Annotated in this window: 16 protein-coding genes; 12 read left to right on the top strand and 4 right to left on the bottom strand. The window is 46.2% G+C overall.

Annotation, left to right across the window (positions count from 1 at the left end):
- Window positions 1-108: 108 nt before the first annotated feature.
- The 3 genes from ABIE50_RS06350 to ABIE50_RS06340 all read left to right on the top strand — a co-directional run bounded on the left by ABIE50_RS06350 (window position 109) and on the right by ABIE50_RS06340 (window position 4,229).
- Entirely contained in the window at window positions 109-1,629 is a 1,521-nt protein-coding gene (locus ABIE50_RS06350) for a glycoside hydrolase (RefSeq protein WP_209866569.1), read from the top strand.
- Between the two features lie 10 nt (window positions 1,630-1,639).
- Window positions 1,640-3,445 carry a glycoside hydrolase family 35 protein gene (locus tag ABIE50_RS06345; RefSeq protein ID WP_209866566.1) on the top strand — a complete coding sequence of 602 codons (1,806 nt, stop codon included), beginning with the start codon at window positions 1,640-1,642 and terminating at the stop codon, window positions 3,443-3,445.
- A 97-nt stretch (window positions 3,446-3,542) separates the two neighbouring features.
- The gene (locus ABIE50_RS06340) at window positions 3,543-4,229 is read left to right on the top strand and encodes a hypothetical protein (protein WP_209866564.1); all 687 of its coding nucleotides are present in this window, start codon (window positions 3,543-3,545) and stop codon (window positions 4,227-4,229) included.
- On the opposite strand, the gene ABIE50_RS06335 is transcribed toward ABIE50_RS06340, so the two are convergent.
- Window positions 4,230-5,144, bottom strand: coding sequence for an SAM hydrolase/SAM-dependent halogenase family protein (locus ABIE50_RS06335; protein ID WP_209866563.1), 915 nt, complete (start codon window positions 5,142-5,144; stop codon window positions 4,230-4,232).
- 86 nt (window positions 5,145-5,230) lie between these two features.
- On the opposite strand from ABIE50_RS06335, the gene ABIE50_RS06330 reads away from it, so the two are divergent.
- The 3 genes from ABIE50_RS06330 to ABIE50_RS06320 all read left to right on the top strand — a co-directional run bounded on the left by ABIE50_RS06330 (window position 5,231) and on the right by ABIE50_RS06320 (window position 7,861).
- Window positions 5,231-6,052 carry a DUF6597 domain-containing transcriptional factor gene (locus ABIE50_RS06330; protein WP_209866561.1) on the top strand — a complete coding sequence of 274 codons (822 nt, stop codon included), beginning with the start codon at window positions 5,231-5,233 and terminating at the stop codon, window positions 6,050-6,052.
- A 64-nt stretch (window positions 6,053-6,116) separates the two neighbouring features.
- Entirely contained in the window at window positions 6,117-6,659 is a 543-nt protein-coding gene (locus ABIE50_RS06325) for a GNAT family N-acetyltransferase (RefSeq protein WP_209866559.1), read from the top strand.
- Between the two features lie 104 nt (window positions 6,660-6,763).
- Complete coding sequence (locus tag ABIE50_RS06320; protein ID WP_209866557.1) at window positions 6,764-7,861, top strand: acyltransferase family protein; 1,098 nt, start codon at window positions 6,764-6,766, stop codon at window positions 7,859-7,861.
- Window positions 7,862-7,873: 12 nt separating this feature from the next.
- Here the strand turns inward: ABIE50_RS06320 and ABIE50_RS06315 are convergent, their stop codons facing one another.
- Window positions 7,874-8,770: an alpha/beta hydrolase gene (locus ABIE50_RS06315; RefSeq protein WP_354027895.1), complete on the bottom strand. Its 897-nt coding sequence runs from the start codon at window positions 8,768-8,770 to the stop codon at window positions 7,874-7,876.
- 227 nt (window positions 8,771-8,997) lie between these two features.
- Between ABIE50_RS06315 and ABIE50_RS06310 the strand changes: the two genes are divergently transcribed.
- The 6 genes from ABIE50_RS06310 (at window position 8,998) to ABIE50_RS06285 (ending at window position 12,521) form a co-directional block, all read left to right on the top strand.
- Window positions 8,998-9,471 (top strand): carboxymuconolactone decarboxylase family protein, encoded by a 474-nt coding sequence (locus ABIE50_RS06310; protein ID WP_209866555.1) that lies wholly within the window; start codon window positions 8,998-9,000, stop codon window positions 9,469-9,471.
- A gap of 35 nt (window positions 9,472-9,506) precedes the next feature.
- The gene (locus tag ABIE50_RS06305; RefSeq protein ID WP_142683967.1) at window positions 9,507-9,845 is read left to right on the top strand and encodes a YciI family protein; all 339 of its coding nucleotides are present in this window, start codon (window positions 9,507-9,509) and stop codon (window positions 9,843-9,845) included.
- Between the two features lie 62 nt (window positions 9,846-9,907).
- Window positions 9,908-11,158 carry an RNA polymerase sigma factor gene (locus ABIE50_RS06300; RefSeq protein ID WP_209866553.1) on the top strand — a complete coding sequence of 417 codons (1,251 nt, stop codon included), beginning with the start codon at window positions 9,908-9,910 and terminating at the stop codon, window positions 11,156-11,158.
- Window positions 11,142-11,723, top strand: coding sequence for a Crp/Fnr family transcriptional regulator (locus ABIE50_RS06295; protein ID WP_354027894.1), 582 nt, complete (start codon window positions 11,142-11,144; stop codon window positions 11,721-11,723). The genes ABIE50_RS06300 and ABIE50_RS06295 overlap by 17 nt, the downstream gene beginning before the upstream one ends.
- Before the next feature lie 74 nt (window positions 11,724-11,797).
- A complete protein-coding gene (locus ABIE50_RS06290; RefSeq protein ID WP_209866551.1) occupies window positions 11,798-12,205 on the top strand; it encodes a DUF4267 domain-containing protein in 408 nt (135 codons plus the stop codon).
- Window positions 12,195-12,521: a hypothetical protein gene (locus tag ABIE50_RS06285; RefSeq protein ID WP_209866549.1), complete on the top strand. Its 327-nt coding sequence runs from the start codon at window positions 12,195-12,197 to the stop codon at window positions 12,519-12,521. Before ABIE50_RS06290 ends, ABIE50_RS06285 begins: the two co-directional genes overlap by 11 nt.
- A gap of 52 nt (window positions 12,522-12,573) precedes the next feature.
- Here the strand turns inward: ABIE50_RS06285 and ABIE50_RS06280 are convergent, their stop codons facing one another.
- Window positions 12,574-14,328, bottom strand: a complete 1,755-nt coding sequence (locus ABIE50_RS06280) for a SusD/RagB family nutrient-binding outer membrane lipoprotein (RefSeq protein WP_209866547.1) — start codon at window positions 14,326-14,328, stop codon at window positions 12,574-12,576.
- 17 nt (window positions 14,329-14,345) lie between these two features.
- The gene (locus ABIE50_RS06275; RefSeq protein WP_209866546.1) at window positions 14,346-17,894 is read right to left on the bottom strand and encodes a SusC/RagA family TonB-linked outer membrane protein; all 3,549 of its coding nucleotides are present in this window, start codon (window positions 17,892-17,894) and stop codon (window positions 14,346-14,348) included.
- Window positions 17,895-17,994: the final 100 nt, after the last annotated feature.

Here is a 17,994-nt window from a genome sequence, read left to right as displayed (position 1 = left end):
TCACACAAAGTCGCCGCGTTGACTTGCCGGTTGTCATAATTGAAAAATATTTAACAGCCATTTTACTATTTTCCGGCGGCTTTGTGTGAAGCAAAGCGTTTTAGGAACATGAAAAAAATCTTCTGCCTGCTGCCACTGTGCCTTGCGCTGCATACTGCATCATCGCAGCAAAGCAACAGCAACATTATCCAGGTAAACATCGACCTACAAAAAACTGCGCAGACGATCCGCAATTTTGCGGCCTCCGATGCGTGGGCCGGTCAGTTTACCGGTAACTGGCCGGACAGCAAGCGTAACCAGATCGCCGACTGGCTGTTCAGTACCGATACAACCGCCGGTGGCCAGCCTAAAGGTATAGGCTTGTCCATGTGGCGCTTTAATATTGGTGCAGGCAGCGCTGAACAGGGTAACAACAGTGGTATAAAAGACGAATGGCGCCGGGCGGAGTCATTCCTGCAGGAAAACAATACCTACAACTGGAAAAAACAATCCGGGCAGTTATGGTTCTTACAGGCCGCGAAGCAACGAGGCGTTACCCAGTTCCTGGGTTTCCTGAATAGCCCACCGGTGGCATATACCCTCAATGGTAAAGCATTTGCCGATAAAGGACTGAGCAATCTTCCCCAAAAAAATTATACTGCTGTTGCTCTTTTTTTGAAAGATGTAATACAAGGCATCCACTCAGCCACAGGCGTTCAGCTCAATTATATCAGCCCGGTGAATGAGCCACAGTGGGATTGGAGCGACGGCGGACAGGAAGGCTGCCCTTATAACAACGAACAGATTGCCGGCTTCACCAAAGCTATCAGCAAAACTTTCAGCGAAGCAAAACTACCAACGAAAATCCTGGTAACAGAGGCTGGTAAAATCAATTACCTGTATGCGCCGGAAGACAAGCCGGACAGAGGCTCACAGATAAACGCCTTCTTTGCTCCCCACAGCGCCGCCTATATAGGCAACCTTCCCAATGTATATAAAGGTATTGCCGCACACAGTTATTTCACCACTTCACCTGAAGATACGGCCATCGCTATACGAAAACGGCTGCATACAGCGCTGAACGGGCTGGAGTTCTGGCAATCGGAATACTGCATCCTGGGCGATAATGCCGGGGAAATAAACGGCTCCGGCGCAGACCTGGGCATGGATGCCGCATTGTATATGGCGCGTGTTATCCACTCGGATCTTACCATTGCCAATGCCGCTGCCTGGCAATGGTGGCTGGCTATCTCCCCTTATAATTATAAAGACGGGTTGATTTATATCGATAAAAATAAAACAGACGGACAGCCCCGCGATAGCAAAATGATGTGGGTGCTGGGCAACTATAGCCGGTTTATAAGACCCGGCGCAAAAAGGGTCCAGGCAGATATGAGCAATGGCGCTGCTTCAAGGGACCTCTATCTGTCTGCCTATAAGAACAAAGACAATACCCTCCGGATAGTAGTCATCAATAATGGCAGCACTGCAGCCACTGCCAATATACATTGCAAAGGCCTGAAACCAGGCAGTATGCGCAGCTACACCACCAGCGCAGCAGGTAACCTGCAGCCAGGCGATGTTCCGGGAAACACAGTCGTTATTCCGCCACGGTCAGTAGTTACATTGACAGGTAACATTAAGCAATAAACTGTAGACAATGAAAAAATTAAGCGTTGTTATTTTAATGATATTGTGCAGCTTCCAGCTATCCGCACAACATACATTCCAGCTGGGCGACTCCACCTTTCTGCTGGACGGGAAGCCCTTCCAGATGATTTCCGGGGAGATCCATTACCTGCGCGTACCGCGGGAAAGCTGGCGCGACCGCCTGAAAATGGCAAAGGCTATGGGACTGAACACCATAGGCACCTATGTATTCTGGAATATGCACGAACCGCAAAAAGGGCATTATGATTTTTCCGGTAACAACGACGTTGCTGCCTTTGTAAAAATAGCCCAGGAAGAAGGACTATGGGTAGTGCTCCGTCCCAGCCCATATGCCTGCGCAGAATGGGAGTTTGGCGGATATCCTTATTGGCTGCAGAATATAAAAGGCCTTGAAGTGCGCAGTAAAGAACCACAATATCTTGCGGCTTACCACAACTATATCAAAGCTGTAGGAAAACAATTATCAGGGTTGCAGATCAACCATGGCGGTAATATCCTGATGGTGCAGATAGAAAACGAATATGGTTCTTATTCCAATGATAAAAGTTACCTGGATATTAACCGGAAGATGTTTATTGATGCAGGATTCGATGGGTTACTGTATACCTGCGATCCCGCCGCAGACGTGGCCAAAGGGCATTTGCCAGGCTTACTGCCTGCAGTAAACGGTATAGATGACCCGCAAAAAGTAAAACAACTGGTAAGGGAAAACCATAACGGCAAAGGCCCTTTTTATATTGCTGAATGGTATCCTGCATGGTTCGACTCGTGGGGGCAGAAGCATCACACCATCCCTTACGAAAATTTCCTCGACCGGTTGGACCGTGTACTGGCAGCTGGTATTTCCATTAATATGTACATGTTTCACGGTGGTACTACCCGCGGTTATATGAACGGTGCCAACTACAACGACAAGAGCCCTTACGAACCACAGATCAGCAGCTACGACTATGATGCGCCACTGGATGAAGCGGGGAATGCTACGCCTAAATTCATGAAGTTCAGGGAAGTGATTGCACGTCATCTTCCTGCCGGTGTAACCCTGCCGGAAGTGCCCGCGAAGAAACCAGTGATCACCACACCGGTGATCAATTTCAAGCGCAGTGCTGCTGTTTTCAGCAAACTGCCTGCCGCCATCAAAAGCGTAGATCCGTTGACGTTTGAAGATCTGAACCAGGCTTATGGATTTGTACTATACCGTACTTCTATTCCGGGAGGACATAGCGGTTTGCTGAAAATAAAAGACCTCCGCGATTACGGCCTTATATTCGTTAACGGAAAAAGACTAGCTATCCTTGACCGCCGCCTGGCGCAGGACAGCGTGGAAGTAACGCTTCCTGCCGGTACGGTAACCCTGGATATACTCGTGGAGAATCTTGGACGCATCAACTTTGGTCCCTACCTGCTGAAAAATAAGAAGGGAATTGTGGGAGAAGTATTATTTAACGGCCAGGCCATACACCAGTGGCAGCAGTTTAAATTTCCTTTTGATGTACAGCCAGCAGTTACACCTTCTGCTACTGCTGCAGATGTACCCGTGCTGAAAGAAGGTAGTTTCACGCTTACCGCCACCGGCGATACCTACCTGGATATGACGCAATGGGGCAAAGGAGTGGTATGGATCAATGGCCATCACCTGGGCAGGTACTGGCAGGTAGGTCCGCAGCAAACCTTGTATGTACCCGCTGAGTGGCTGAAAAAAGGCAACAATAAGATCACCGTACTGGAACTGATCAAACCTGCTGCAAATACCCTGCAGGGCATTGATCACGCCATACTGGACGTATTACAATAACACAAGAGAAGTTTGTAAAAAGCTATTGGGGCGGTTTTCCGTTTCAATAGCTTTTTACTTTAACTTTATACTGTATCCTTAATCCCACCGTTGCCACATGAAAAAAATTGTACTGTTAGCAATTGCCTGTATTGCCGGCCTACCGGTTTTCTCACAGCGTTTTATGCATGGTATCGGGTTCACTACTTCCATTGATCATACATCCCGGGGCGGAAGCATTCCAAGCTTCGGTTTAACCTATGCTATCCGTTATAACGTAATGGAAACGGATAAAATGACGATATCTGTAGGCATCCCTCTGACGGCAGGCGGCTCCGGCGGGTCTGGAGAAGGAGAAGAGATGGACTGGTATTACGATGCCGACGGTAATATCATATATTATTACACCGGTGAACGAAAAGATGGGCCGGTGAAGAAGTTCCGTTCTATGGTAGATATACCGGTTATTATCAACTTCAATTTCGGCTCGTTTTCATCGTTTGATAATAAAAAGGCTGTGGGATTCTTTGCAGGCGGAGGATTTGCCTATCATTACGGTCCTGTAAATGTTAAGTACAAAGACGTTAACGGTGGCACCCTTACAGATTCCATTACCCAGCATTCCTTTGGGCCGGTAGGAAACATCGGTATGCGGATAGGGCTTGGTAAAAAACAGAACGGGGCCATTGAGGTGAAGGGCTCTTTTATGAAGAGCCTGGCGAAGCGGCAGCCTGATATTTACGGTATCAGTGTATTGTATATACTTCCGAAACTAGGCCGCCACGGTAATCCCATCGGCTTATAATTATTTTTTGGGAGATAATATTACTTCCACACTCCACTCACTACCGCTTCCTATGTGATAGGCAGCCGCAAAATTACCCATGTTAAGTGCAAACGATAATTGCATTAAGCTGTTCAGGTAGCCCAGTGGCTTACCTTCCGGTACCGCACCAAAGGTTTGACTGTAAGGCGCAGCGGTTTGATGTACTTTTTTCCCGTTGTGGAAGAATGTTACCTGCAGGATATCGCCGTATTGCGGATGCAGCTGGTTAAGCAGGTCGGCGCTGATGTTGGTCCATATGTTACCATACTGCACATCCAGTACAGAGATGTTTCCTTTCAGTTTTCCGCCTTCCAGTACCGCCGCCTGGTAGGGAATCTTCACTACTTCACTGGGTAACAACGGTCCTACTTCTTCAAAGGTAATGGCGCCGGATGCCAGTCGCGCGCCGGTATAGGCATATACATCCCTGCCATGGAAAGTATAGGATTTTTGAGAATCTTTACGGCGGTTTACGGCTTCATTTATTTCACGTATTGCTGCAATGCCTTCCGAGGCTGCAATAAGGGTAAGCGTACCATTATCGGGCGTTACCACAAAGTGGCCATTATTTGTTTTAAGCACTACCGATTTGCGGCTGGTGCCCACACCAGGATCCACTACGGATACAAACACCGTACCTTTGGGCCAGTAAGGAACTGTTTGTTCCAGCCGGTAGGCAGCTTCCCATATATTATACGCGGGGATTTCGTGGGTAAGGTCATACAGCTTCAGATCGGTCGATACCCCGTTGGCTACGCCCTTCATGGCCGAAACGGCCCCGTCTTTCAAACCAAAATCAGACTGAAAAACAACGATCTTATTTTGTGCAAATGCAAAGCTGGTCGATATTGTGATCAACAGGCTGCTGATAAAACGGAATAATGCAATTCTCATGGGGCGAGTTAATTAGTTTGCAAAACTAAGGGTTATCATGAAATCATTAAAAAATCTTACCTTGAAAGTAATTCACCTGCCATAAAATGAGGTACCAGGAGTTGCCACCGCCATCCTATCTTAAAAGCCACGTTCGTTATTTCTGGACGCTGGAGAGTAACGGCGTTGTTCATGAGCCTAAAATTCTGGGGCCAATGGCAGATGGTTGTCCCGGCCTGATTATCCAGCAATCGGCGGATGGTATTTTCTACCAGGAAAACAAAGAGTTACCCGACTTGCTGTTGTACGGCCAAACCACCAGATATACGGAGCTGCATGTAACGGGCAGCATTTGTTCAATAGGGGTAATTTGTTACCCGCATGCGTTGAAATCCATTTTTGGTTTGAATGCCGATGAGTTAACCAATTCCTGTATGGACCTGGATATACTGGCAGTTACCAAAGATTTTTACCTGGCAGAAAGGCTAAGCAATGCACCTTCTTTAACAGGGAAGATAGATATCATTTCCACATTTTTATTTAACCAGATCAATAAAAACAGTGCATCGGCCGATGAGATCACGCATTTTGCGTTGTCACAGATCATTGAATCGGGCGGGAGTATTGCATTAAAAGACCTGCAGCAGCAGTTGCAGTTAACGGAAAGAAGTTTTGAGCGCCGGTTTAAACAGGGCGTTGGCATCTCCCCGAAATTATTTTCCCGGATATGCCGTTTTCAGAATTCATTAAAGCAGTTAAAAAGCAATAATTACAGTAAGCTGTCTGATATTGCTTTTGAGCACGACTATGCCGATCAGTCCCATTACATCCGGGCTTTCAAAGAATTTGCCGGTTTCTCCCCTTACCAGTACCAGAAAAAATCCACCAAAGCGGAAGCGGGCACTAATTTCCTGCTGATGCCTAAATAAAATTCCTTTTTTATTGTTCCTGTTTAAGATAGTTCCTTTAAATTGGGCGCCAAATAACATGTGTATGGAGATCTTTGCATCCACGCCCCGGTTGATCTTAAGGGAACTGATACCGGCTGATGCGGCCGGCGTGTTTGAACTGGATTCAGACAAGGCCGTGCACTTATACCTGGGAAATAAGCCCTTAAGCACTATTGAAGAATCGCGGGAAGTGATCCGGTTTATCCGGCAACAATACCGGGAGAATGGTATTGGCAGATGGGCAGTGGTGGAAAAAGAGAGCAACCGGTTTGTGGGATGGGCTGGATTAAAGCTGGTGAAAAAGCCTACCAATGGCCATGTTAATTATTATGATCTTGGCTACCGGTTCATCCAGGAATACTGGGGGAAAGGATATGCTACAGAGTGTGCACAGGCCTGCCTGGACTATGGCTTTAACCGGCTTCACCTGGAAAATATTTATGCCATGGCAGATGCAGGCAATGCTGCATCGAAACGTGTTTTAGAAAAAGCCGGCTTCAGGCCGGATGGTACTTTTTACGAAGAAGAAATACTGCATAACTGGTTTACCATCAGCAGGGAAACCTGGCAATCGTTGCATGGCTGAGCACACGATACCGACTGAGGTGTAATTACAGCAGCCCGGCTTAACTTGCTTTACACAAAAGTGACCGGTGTTGCCATCCTTTACCCTCAATCAGTATCCCATTTATGAAGATTAACAGCATACAGTTATTAAGGGCAGTAGCAGTTATCCTTGTGGTACATGTGCATGCCATAGATCTGCAGGAAGCATTTACCGTTTCCCATCAGCAAAAATTCTATTTCCTTGAAAACTTCGGCGCTATTGGTGTAGACCTCTTCTTTGGTATCTCAGGATTTATTATCAGTTATGTGGCCAGTAATTATTTTGGTGCGCGTGATGGAATGGATTTCCTGAAAAAACGTTTCCTGCGGATCAATCCTATTTACTATGTAGCAAGTGTTTGCTATATGGTATTCTTTTGTTTTTTTGACCGGATGTACCCTGTTACGGCTATCCTTTACGGATGGAGGGACACAGTGTTTATGTTACCTGTACTGAACTCGCAGAAGTGGCTGGCGCCAATTCTGGTAGTAGGCTGGTCGCTTAGTTTTGAGTGGTGGTTCTATTGTCTTTTTTTCTTCCTGATCTTATTCCGTACAAGATATAAAACCTTATTGCTGTTACTTGTTATCCCCGTGCTGGTGACTATAGGCCAGCTGCTCAAGCCAGCCGATTTCCGGTTGATATTTTACACCAACCCTATTATGCTGGAATTCCTTTTTGGTGTGGTCATTTTCTGGCTGTACCGGCATGTAAAGGTAGCTACCGGCATAGCCGGGTTATTACTTTTGCTGGGAATAGGCGGTTATGTTTATAATGTTGTTTATGGCTTTGGAAATATATCTGAGCTGAGCAGTGTTACCAGCGGTACCGGCAGTTTAAAACGGGTATTATTATGGGGCCTGCCCAGTGCGTGTATCCTGGCCGGATGCATTTTCCTTGAACAGCAGGGTATATGGACAAAACTCTGGAACAACAGGCTGGGCTTACTGATAGGTGACGCTTCTTATTCCATTTATCTTACCCACTATACTTTCTATTATTTTATCGCGCAGATATATGCTTCCACCGGTTACTTCCTGAATGCAGACCTTTCGGTTATTGTGCATATGGTACTGGCGGTGGCAGTGGGCATTTTCTTCTACTACAAGGTAGAGCGGCCGCTGATAAAGCTGCTGCACTCAAAGCCTGCTGTGCGACCTGTTCATACGGCTATGCCATGATTTAATATCAGATCAGGGGGTGTTGGGGATCCAGCCCCCTCTTTTCATCCACCACAACATAGGATCGAGCCATTCGTTGACCGGTATCCGTTGGGTGAAGCCATGGTTGCCGGTAGGATAGAGATGCAGCTCGGCAGGGATACCTCCTCTCAGCATGGCCTGGTAAAAGGCAATACTGTTATTTACATTCACTACGGCATCATCGCTGGTATGTGTGATATAAGCCGGCGGCGTATTGTTGTTCACCCACTCTTCATTGGAAAAGAAGGCGATCTTTTCTTTGGATGGTTCATTTCCCAGCAGGTTAATGCTTGAGCCCTGGTGGGCCAGGTCTTTATTCATGCTGATCACGGGATATACGAGGATCATAAAATCGGGGCGCAGGTCCGTGTTTTCCTTATTGGGTACATAGCTGCGGCCACTGTGCGTACCCAGCGTAGACGCCACATGGCCACCGGCAGAATAACCTGCAATACCGATCTTATGCGGATCCAGCCCCCATTCTGCCGCATTCATGCGTACCAGCTTAATGGCTTGCTGCGCATCCTGCAAAGGCCCCATGCTTTTATCCCGCATGGTAGCATCTGAAGGCAGGCGGTATTTTACCACGAAAGCAGTAACTCCTTTGGTAATAAATGCTTCGGCTATTTTGGTGCCTTCCTCCGCAAAGGCCAGGAACGCGTATGCGCCGCCGGGGAAGATGATCACCGCTGCGCCGTTAGGCTTTTCAGGCTTATAGATGGTGATGGTGGGGGCATCTGCCGGGGCGGTTTTACCAATACTGTTAGGAACAGAGTCCTTATAGAGGGGCCTTACCTCCTGAGCTTTAGCGGATATAACTGTAAACGACCATGTAAAAATAAAAAAGGCCAGCATTTTCCCGGTACGCGGATAAGTTTGTGCAATCATCCGTCAAAAGAAAAAATTACGGTCCGCCAAAGTGTTTTACAATTGTGAAAGCGGGGTGATTAACAAATGATTAATTCATATTTCTGCCAGGCACAGGCGCTGAGGGCCTTTATTCATCCGCCCGAAAAAAAAATATAAAAAAATTTCCGGGCAGATGTCCAATTTCCTTTTTACCGATCCTTATTGGTGTATAAACAAACAAATATTCACCAATAAAACTTATAAACATGAAACAGAGAATTAATCTTCTGACCAATGGCGCTAACGCAGTGAAAGCATTATCCGGAGTAAGTAAATACCTTGCGGCATCATCCATTGAAAGATCACTGCAGCATTTAATTTATTTCCGGGTATCAGAAATGAATGGTTGCGGGTTTTGCCTGGATATGCACTCCAAAGACGCAAGGGAAGAAGGAGAAACAGAACAGCGCCTTTATATGCTGGCAGGCTGGAGAGAAGCTACTGTATATACCGACCGTGAACGGGCAGCCTTTGCCTGGGCAGAAGCAGTAACCAGGATCACCAACAGCGATGTACCGGACGATGTATACAACCAGGTGCGCCAGCAGTTCTCAGAAGAAGAAATTGTAGACCTGACCATAGCTATTACCACCATTAACAGCTATAACCGTCTTAATATCGCCTTCCGTACTGCTGCGGGAAGTTATACACCGGGATTATTCAAGGTGAAAGCTAATTAATTCATATATTTCACCGTGATTTAAATTATGAAGAGATGAAAGAATTCTTATTGCTATTCCGCCAGGCTGACTTCGCCTATCGCGACCTGTCTGCAGAAGATTTCCGGGCGCTGACAAAGAAGTGGCAGGACTGGGCGGGCGGTATTGCCGCAGAGGGCAAACTGGGGAACAAGGGCAGCCGTCTTGCCCAGGAGGGAAAAGTACTGAAACCGGGAGGTGTGATTACAGACGGCCCGTTTGTTGAGATCAGGGAAAGACTGGGCGGGTTCCTGGTAGTAAAGTCTGATACACTGGAAGAGGCTACCACACTGGCGCACGGCTGCCCGGTACTGGAAACCGGAGGCAGTGTTGAGATCAGGGAAATTGTTTTGTAACCGGTAATCAGCGAAAAATAAAAAAACCACTCTTTCGTTAGAGTGGTTTTTACTGTTTTAATATGGAAAAGGAGCTCGAATCACTGAAGCATTTATTTAAGCAGGAATTCTCTAAGATGGTGGCTGTGATCAGCAAGCTTTTCGGGTTACAGCATATTGAAATTGCGGAAGATATTGTGAGTGAAACATTTTTGCTGGCCTCTGAAACGTGGGGTATGAAAGGGCTTCCTCCCAATCCAACCGCCTGGCTTTATACCGTAGCCAAACAAAAAGCGATACATCATTTCAGAAGAAATAAAATATTTGACAGAAAAGTATTGCCTGAAATAACAGCCCGGCAGGAGCAGACCGATGAGGCAGAGGCGCTGAGCTTTTCCCAGGAAAATATCCAGGACAGTCAGCTGCAAATGCTTTTTGCCGTGTGTAACCCCGCTATTGCCAGCGAAGCACAAATAGGCCTGGCACTGCGTATCCTTTGCGGTTTTGGGATCGATGAAATTGCAGAAGCTTTCCTATCTAACAAGGAAACCATTAATAAAAGATTATTCAGGGCCAAAGAAAAATTGCGTGCGGAAAAGATCAAAATGGAGCTTCCGCCGGAAAACGATATCCCCCAACGGCTGGACAATGTGCTGCATATTATTTACCTGCTTTTCAGCGAAGGGTATTATTCGCAGACACAAAACCAGATACTGCAGCAGGATCTTTGCCTGGAAGCGCTGCGCCTGGGGCTGATGCTCACTGCGTACGACAAAACCAATCTGCCCAAAACAAACGCGCTTATTGCCCTGATGTGCTTTCACGCGTCCCGCTTCAATGCCAGGCAGGCAGGCGAAGGCGAGGTAGTATTGTACGAGGCGCAGAATGAATCGCTGTGGGACTATTCACTAATTAACCAGGGCATCCATTTCCTGCAGCTTTCTGCCGAAGGAAATGAAGTAAGCTCCTACCACCTGGAAGCCCGTATTGCTTACTGGCACTGCATAAAGGAAGATACGCCTGAAAAATGGAACGAGATCCTCCAGTTATACAATGCCCTCTTAATGATCAATTACTCTCCCAGTGTAGCCCTGAACCGTACCTTTGCATTGTATAAGGCAAACGGGCAGCGCGAAGCGCTGGCTGAAGCAGAAAAATTAAAGCTGGAGAATAATCACTTTTACTATGTTCTGCTGGGAGAACTGTATAAGAATATCGACAATAAAAAAGCAAAAGCAAGCTTCGAAAAAGCCTTCCAGCTGGCTAAAACTGATACCGAAAAACAAGGTATACAAGCCCAGTTAAACCGTTTTACAGATGAGCATACACACTAACCTGATCAACGCCATTGGGCATTTTATCCGCATGGATGAAGACGAAAAACAGTTTATCTCTTCTTTGTTCGTAAGCCGGCAGTTCCGGAAAAATGATTATTTCCTGCGGCAGGGACAGGTATGCCGCGAAGCAGGATTTATTGTGAAGGGGTTGATCCGTTACTACAGTATCAAAGATTCCGGTGAAGAACTGACATTTGATTTTGGAAAGGAAAATGATTTTACCTGTAACTATGAAAGCTTTCTTGATCACTCGGTTTCCCGGCGCAGTATCCAGTGCATTGAACCAACAGAAATTTTATGCGCTTCATATGAAAACCTTCAACTTATTTACAGTAAAGTAAAAGAAGGTGAAAAGTTTGGCCGCCTAATTTGCGAACAGTTGTATGTATATGCACTGAAAAAGGCCACCTCTTTTTATGAAGACCAGCCAGAACAGCGTTACCTGCATTTTATAAACAACTACCCCGACCTGCAGCAGCGTATCCCCCAGTACCACATTTCCTCTTTCGTGGGTGTAAAACCACCGTCGCTAAGCAGGATCAGGAAACGGCTGATGACCTGAATTTATTAACCTGGGTGAACGAACCGGCGGAAAGCGGTATATACCTTTGTTGCATCATCATAAAAAAGCAACAAATGAAAAACATCTCTGAAAAAACCGCCTTCTATGCCACCTTATCAATGGGAGCTTTGCTGGTATTTATCGGCCTTCGTTTTCTCTTTAGCCCATTAGTAGCAGAAGCCGACTTTGGTATCAGCGTCCCTGAAAATGGTAATTTTTCCTTTCATTATATCAAAGGCATCCGCGACCTGTTCACCGGTATCGCTATACTGGGCATACTATGGACCGGGGAGCGCCGCGCACTTGGCATATTACTGCTGGCAGGCACCATTGTTCCAGTAATGGATTTTTGCCTGGTGCTGAACAACCCTGCACATACAATTGATAAACTGATCCCTCACCTGGTGGCCATTGTGATGGCATCGGGACTGGGAGGATACTATCTTACTTTCACCGCCAAAAAAACATCCCATGCTCTTTAGTCTTATTTTACTACTTCACTTCGGATGTTTTCTGGGATATCTCGCTATATTGGTAACGCAACGATCCGATTATCACACAAAGATCCGCGACCATAAAGGATTGCTGCTGGGTATCGCGCTGCTGGTAACAGGTATAATACTGGTAGCATTGAAATATCCGCATATTAATTATTATAAAGTGGTTCCCAAAACCGGTATGTTCCTGCTGGTAACGTTGATCAATATACGCTTTACCAATAAACCGTTTACCAAAGCTGCTTACTATGCACTGATAGGGTTAACACTGGCGGCGGCGTGCATCGCAATATGGCACTAAAAAAGAGAGCCGGCTAAATAAGCCAGCTCTCTTCCGACATCATTGCTCTCTGCTATTGGTAATTATAATTATCCCAGTAGGGATTCTTTGTTCTTGCCGCAGCAGGTACCCAGAAAATAGGGCTGGTTAAATTATTTTCACCGGCCACTTTTTTGAAATTATCCGGGTTATTGGTCAACTCGATGGTTGGATAACGCACTCTTTCCGGCATTGGCTTCCATACAGAAGAATGCCAGGTAAATGGTTCCAGTTTCGGATGACGGGTCCTTCTCAGCTCTGCCCAGAGCTCATACGGCTGGTAGAGGTTCAGGTGGATATATTTCTGCTGCATCAGGATCTCCATTTTATCGTCCTGTGTGGGCGCGGCAGCGAATTTGGCTTTAATTACATCTCCCCATGCGCTTATCACTGCATCAGATGGTTTGGTAGGATATACCATCGCTGTTTGTTCTGGTGTCATCTGGGTTTTAGCATAGCTGCTCAGCTGGTTAATTGTATACCAGAAGGCAACGGAATGCGTTACTTCATCCTTAATATGCTCTTCTGCTGATTTACCTGTGTTTGCCAATCCTTTCAATGCAATTTCGGCCAGCAGCAGATCCAGTTCTCCCAGAGTGCTCATATACACCGGCATTTTTGAATTGCGGTGGAATGTAGCGTGATTGTAAGTGGATTTAGCGTTGGTAGAAAAAGTGGAAGCAATATTATCTGCATAGGGATAATATCTTTCTCCACTGTTGTACAATGCAGTTTGTTCTTCAATATTGGCAGACACACCACGGTAATCCATATACTTTGTTGGCATAGCCAGTACCGGTAAGCGTGGATCATCAATTCCCTGCTGATAGGCAGGTGTACCATAGTTCAGCCTTTTCATAATGATATTCGGAATGAAAGAGGCAAAAGTATTTTCATACACACCACGGATCCATGTTCCGCCACCGGTTGGATCTATATCAAACCAGTAGAACCAATAAAGGTCTGATTGCGGCAAAGGCTTTGCCAACGTTGCCTGGATCAGTGGTTTGGCATATGCTTCTTCTACACCGGCAATTCTTACCAGTAATTTCAGACGGGTAAAATTGATCAGGGATACCCACTTATTGATATCTCCATGGAAAGCAAGGTCCTGCTCTGTAAAAACAGTTTGAGCTGCAGCCGACATCTGCGAATATGCACCTGGCAAACCGTCTACAATTGTTCCCAGTTCCTGTATGATAGATTGATATATTTCCTTCGGATCATCATACTTTGGGAAAAGATACTTCGGTTCTTTTTTAGCGCCCTGGAAAGCGTCTGAATAAGGTACTGAATTAAAGAAATCCACCAGCTTTGCACTCTGGTAACATTTAATAAAACTCACCAGTTTCAGGTACACATCTCCATCCAGTTTCAGCTGACCGGTACGTGCCTCCACGGAATCGCGGATCACTTCATAATTCTTCAACCGGGTATAACTATGCTGAAAAAAAGACTGCCCGTTGATAGGAGAATCGTCAAAGCCATTACCCGTGGTTAAATCATTATAGGTAGAGAACCAATCGTAACGGTAAGACACAAAACGCTGTGCCACCTGCTCATAACCCGTAATACTGGTACCTCCATTGAGCAGGTAGTACCATTCTCCATAATCCTGCGCAAATATTTTATTATTTGTAAGCAGGGCGGTAAACATTCCCGGTACTACATCAATATCGCTACCGGTAGTGAGTTTATCTTTATCGTAGAAGCGATCTTCCAGGTCCTTTTTACAGGCTCCCAGGAAGGAGGCCGAGAGCAGGAAAATATATAAATAAGCTTTTTTCATTTTTTTCAGTTTATACATTAGAAAGCAACATTTAACCCCAGGGAGTAAGTCCTTTGGGAAGGGTAGATGGTATTTTCCACGAAAACATCTGCGCCCAACGCTCCTTCCGGATCAATATTGGGAATAGATTTATAAAGATAGAACAGGTTACGGGCGGCCGCTGTAATCGTGAGCCTTTGCATCTTTATCCTTTTGGAAATATCCGCAGGTAATGTATAGGAAAGCGCTACTTCCCTCACCTTGATATAATTGTTTTTGAACAACCGGTCGGGTGGGAAAGAGGTGGCCAGGTCGTTGGCATAGCTTCCATAATAAGTAGCGGCGCTGGTGATAATATCGTTGGTTACGTATTTACCATTGTCGTCCACTTTCATACCCGGAAGAACAAGTCCATCATGATACACCTTACCATCTTTAGACTGGGCAGGAGCTGGCTGTGAATGCTGCCAGGGCACTTTCTGGTCGCTGCTATTGATGTAATAAGCCAGGCCTCCGTTTTCTTCATCACGGTATTGCATGGTATTTTCCAGCTGGCCTACACCTGTTAAGCGGTTATTCGTATAACTGAAAATGGTACCGCCGTATTTATAATCCAATCCTATGCGGAAATTGAAATTCTTATACATGAAGTCGGAAATGAACCCGCCGTAAACTTTTGGCATTACGTTACCGGCCACTGTTGTTTTCTGATCATCAAGGATATAGATACCCTGGTTGTTGACTACTTTGTTACCTGCTTCATCACGTTTATAGTCCAGCATAACAATTTCGCCATAAGGGCGGCCTTCATCTGCATGAATAGATGCAGCGGCGCCATTGATCAGGTTACTGAAAGGATAATTGGTAACACCCTGGTACAGGTCTATTACTTTTGATCCCTGGCTGGCGGCATTCAGTGTAAGGCTCCAGCGGTAATTTTTACCAACCAGCGGTACGCCTGTTAACGCCAGCTCAAAGCCCCAGGCTTTTACGTCTCCGGCGTTTACGATCATACCGGTAGAACTGGAGGCAGAAGAAATAGGCAGACTGATGATCTGGTTATAACGGTGATTAGTATAGAAGGAGAAGTCGAGGATGATCCTGTCCTGAGGCAGGAAAGTATTGTTGACACCTACTTCAAACTCTCTTTTGCGCTCAGGCTTCAGCGCGCCCGGCAACAGCTTATCCGGTGGTGAAACGGAATTGGCGCCGGTGCTTGGGAGACGGTTGTATCCATACAGGTTATTGGCAAAATAACGGGTGGTACCGTTACCCACATCTGCCCAGGATAATCTGAACTGCCCTGTATTTACGCCGGCAAGCGGGAAACGTTCGGTATAGTTCCAGGTAAGCGCTGCACCGGGATAAAAGTACTTATTGTTTTCAGGAGGCAGCGTAGAGTTCCAGTCCTGGCGTCCCTGCAATTCCAATGTAAACTCATTCTTCCATGACAGAGCTGCAGATGCCAGCAAACTATATAATACATCAGATCCCCTGGTGTAATTCCTCAGCAGGTAGGCATTGTCTGCATTAGGTGTACCCAGCTGGTTGGAAAACGAATACCAGTCGGGAAAGGTAAGCCCGCCAACTGTGTTTGTACCAAGATAATCCACATTACGCAGGCGGTATACGCCACCTCCGAATGCAAACAAGCGGAGATCGTTGTTCAGGAAGGTTTTATTATAGTTCAATAATGCCTGGTAGGTTTGAGTGGTGGAATTTTCCTTTGCCACGCCAAAGCTTCCCCCTGCAACCGTTGGGAGCACCCTTGTTACGCTTACTTCCGTGTTGTAGTTAGTGTTATCATAATCCAGTCCTGCCTGACCTACGAGGAACAGCTCTTTCGTGAAGTTCAGCGTTACCTTGGCAGAGGTGATCATGTGTATATTCTCATCCTTATAACGGTTCATTTTGGTATTCCACAGGTAGCTGCCCAGCCTTGTAAACGCATCAGATACGCGGGCATTGGAAAGGTCTCTTTTATAACCGGTAGCATCTGTATAATAAGGGTATATAAGGTTATAATCATAATCCACCGGGTATCCCCATGCCACAGGGCCATCGTTTTGTGAACGGCGGTTTTGTGTAGAGATGCTGTAAATGTTGGAGATCACTTCAAAGGAAGCCAGTTCAGAGGCCTTGATATTTCCATTAAAGCTGAAAGAGTTTCTTTTTTGCCAGGAGTTATCGCCGGAAATATCCTGGTAGTTATAGTTGGTATAAGAAGCCCTGATACTGCCTTTTTCGTTGCTACCGGCAATAGCTACGTTAGCAGAAGTGGAACGACCATTCTGGAAAAGGGACATAAAGTTATTCGCGTGTGGCGAATTTTTCACGATGGAGCTATCGTAGAACATCACATCGGCGCCATCGAAGGCGGGGCCGAAACTGAAGCGTTTATTGGGCAGCATCCTGGTTTGTACACCATTAATAGTGGCATAAGTGGTATCGTAAAGGTTATCTCCCAGGCCGTATTTGGTTTGCAATTTCAGGTAAGATACCGGTTGTTCAATGGTGTGCTGCACGTTGGCCGTCATACCGAAGCCTTTCACATTGCGGCCATTTTTAGTAGTAATGATCATTACACCGTTCGCTGCATCGCTACCATACAATACGGTAGCTTTTGCGCCTTTGAGGATATCGATCGATTCGATATCGTCGGGGTTGATATCGTTGATACCGGCGCCATAGTCGAAACCCTGTCCAACGTCGCCGCCTATCTGTGTTTTACGGTCGCTGAGGATAACGCCGTCTACCACAAACAGGGGACGTACATTCTGGTCCGGGTTCATACTGGCTGCACCTCGGATATTGATCCTTACGCCACCCTGCGGACCGGAGGTGCCAACATTTACGCCAACACCTGCCGCCTTACCGTACAAAGCCAGGAAGGGGTTCATGGTAGTACCGGCCTTTGTAAGCTCATCTGCTTTAATGGTGCTGATAGCATATCCCAGTGTACCCTTCGGGCGTTTGATACCGAGGGCCGTTACCACCATTTCATTCAGCCCGCTGGAGGCAGTAGTAAGTGTTACGTTCAGGAAAGTGGAAGTACCCAGTGTGACAGACCTGGGTTCAAACCCAACCGAGGTAAAAACCAGTACCACGTTGCCATCCGGCACATCGATACTGAACCGGCCCTGCACATCCGTAGTAACACCGGTTTTGGTACCTTTTATGAGGATAGTGACTCCCGGAATGGGAGCCCCTGTGCTGTCCTTTACCAGGCCGCTTATTTTACGAAGCACGACTTCAGGTATCATCATATAGGGTAAAGCATGCTGCAGTTGTATATCCTTTTCTTTTACAGCGATGATCTTTCCTATCACCTCATAGCTGAAAGGCTGATTTTTAAACAGCAATGCCAGTACTTCCTCCAGGGATCCGTTCCGGATGGAAATGTCTACCGGCTTACTTTTCGTAAGCATGGCATCTTCATACCAGAATTTATAGCCTGATTGTTTTTTTATTTCTTCAAATACCTTCTGGATCGGAGCGTTCTTTTGCGACAAAGTGATCTGTTGCGACAGACTTTTTGCGCTGATCTGCAAACAAACTACCGTTAAGAGGATAGCTGTAATTTTCATTTGCTTAATCAGTTGTTTTTTTATCCTCAGATGGGCACCTGATTTCCGGAATGTCAGGACACGATCTTTGATGGTTGATAATAGCCCGGGTATATAGACG

Origin of the sequence: Chitinophaga sp. OAE865 (assembly GCF_040546735.1) — a bacterium.
Lineage (GTDB): Bacteria > Bacteroidota > Bacteroidia > Chitinophagales > Chitinophagaceae > Chitinophaga > Chitinophaga polysaccharea_A.
The sequence above is the reverse complement of the archived record's forward strand: the minus strand, read 5'-3'. Positions and strand labels throughout refer to the sequence as shown.

Coding starts and splice junctions, on each gene's coding strand:
- ABIE50_RS06350 (WP_209866569.1), top strand. CDS start 109: ATGAAAAAAATCTTCTGCCTGCTGCCACTGTGCCTTGCGCTGCATACT.
- ABIE50_RS06345 (WP_209866566.1), top strand. CDS start 1,640: ATGAAAAAATTAAGCGTTGTTATTTTAATGATATTGTGCAGCTTCCAG.
- ABIE50_RS06340 (WP_209866564.1), top strand. CDS start 3,543: ATGAAAAAAATTGTACTGTTAGCAATTGCCTGTATTGCCGGCCTACCG.
- ABIE50_RS06335 (WP_209866563.1), bottom strand. CDS start 5,144: ATGAGAATTGCATTATTCCGTTTTATCAGCAGCCTGTTGATCACAATA.
- ABIE50_RS06330 (WP_209866561.1), top strand. CDS start 5,231: ATGAGGTACCAGGAGTTGCCACCGCCATCCTATCTTAAAAGCCACGTT.
- ABIE50_RS06325 (WP_209866559.1), top strand. CDS start 6,117: ATGGAGATCTTTGCATCCACGCCCCGGTTGATCTTAAGGGAACTGATA.
- ABIE50_RS06320 (WP_209866557.1), top strand. CDS start 6,764: ATGAAGATTAACAGCATACAGTTATTAAGGGCAGTAGCAGTTATCCTT.
- ABIE50_RS06315 (WP_354027895.1), bottom strand. CDS start 8,770: ATGATTGCACAAACTTATCCGCGTACCGGGAAAATGCTGGCCTTTTTT.
- ABIE50_RS06310 (WP_209866555.1), top strand. CDS start 8,998: ATGAAACAGAGAATTAATCTTCTGACCAATGGCGCTAACGCAGTGAAA.
- ABIE50_RS06305 (WP_142683967.1), top strand. CDS start 9,507: ATGAAAGAATTCTTATTGCTATTCCGCCAGGCTGACTTCGCCTATCGC.
- ABIE50_RS06300 (WP_209866553.1), top strand. CDS start 9,908: ATGGAAAAGGAGCTCGAATCACTGAAGCATTTATTTAAGCAGGAATTC.
- ABIE50_RS06295 (WP_354027894.1), top strand. CDS start 11,142: ATGAGCATACACACTAACCTGATCAACGCCATTGGGCATTTTATCCGC.
- ABIE50_RS06290 (WP_209866551.1), top strand. CDS start 11,798: ATGAAAAACATCTCTGAAAAAACCGCCTTCTATGCCACCTTATCAATG.
- ABIE50_RS06285 (WP_209866549.1), top strand. CDS start 12,195: ATGCTCTTTAGTCTTATTTTACTACTTCACTTCGGATGTTTTCTGGGA.
- ABIE50_RS06280 (WP_209866547.1), bottom strand. CDS start 14,328: ATGAAAAAAGCTTATTTATATATTTTCCTGCTCTCGGCCTCCTTCCTG.
- ABIE50_RS06275 (WP_209866546.1), bottom strand. CDS start 17,894: ATGAAAATTACAGCTATCCTCTTAACGGTAGTTTGTTTGCAGATCAGC.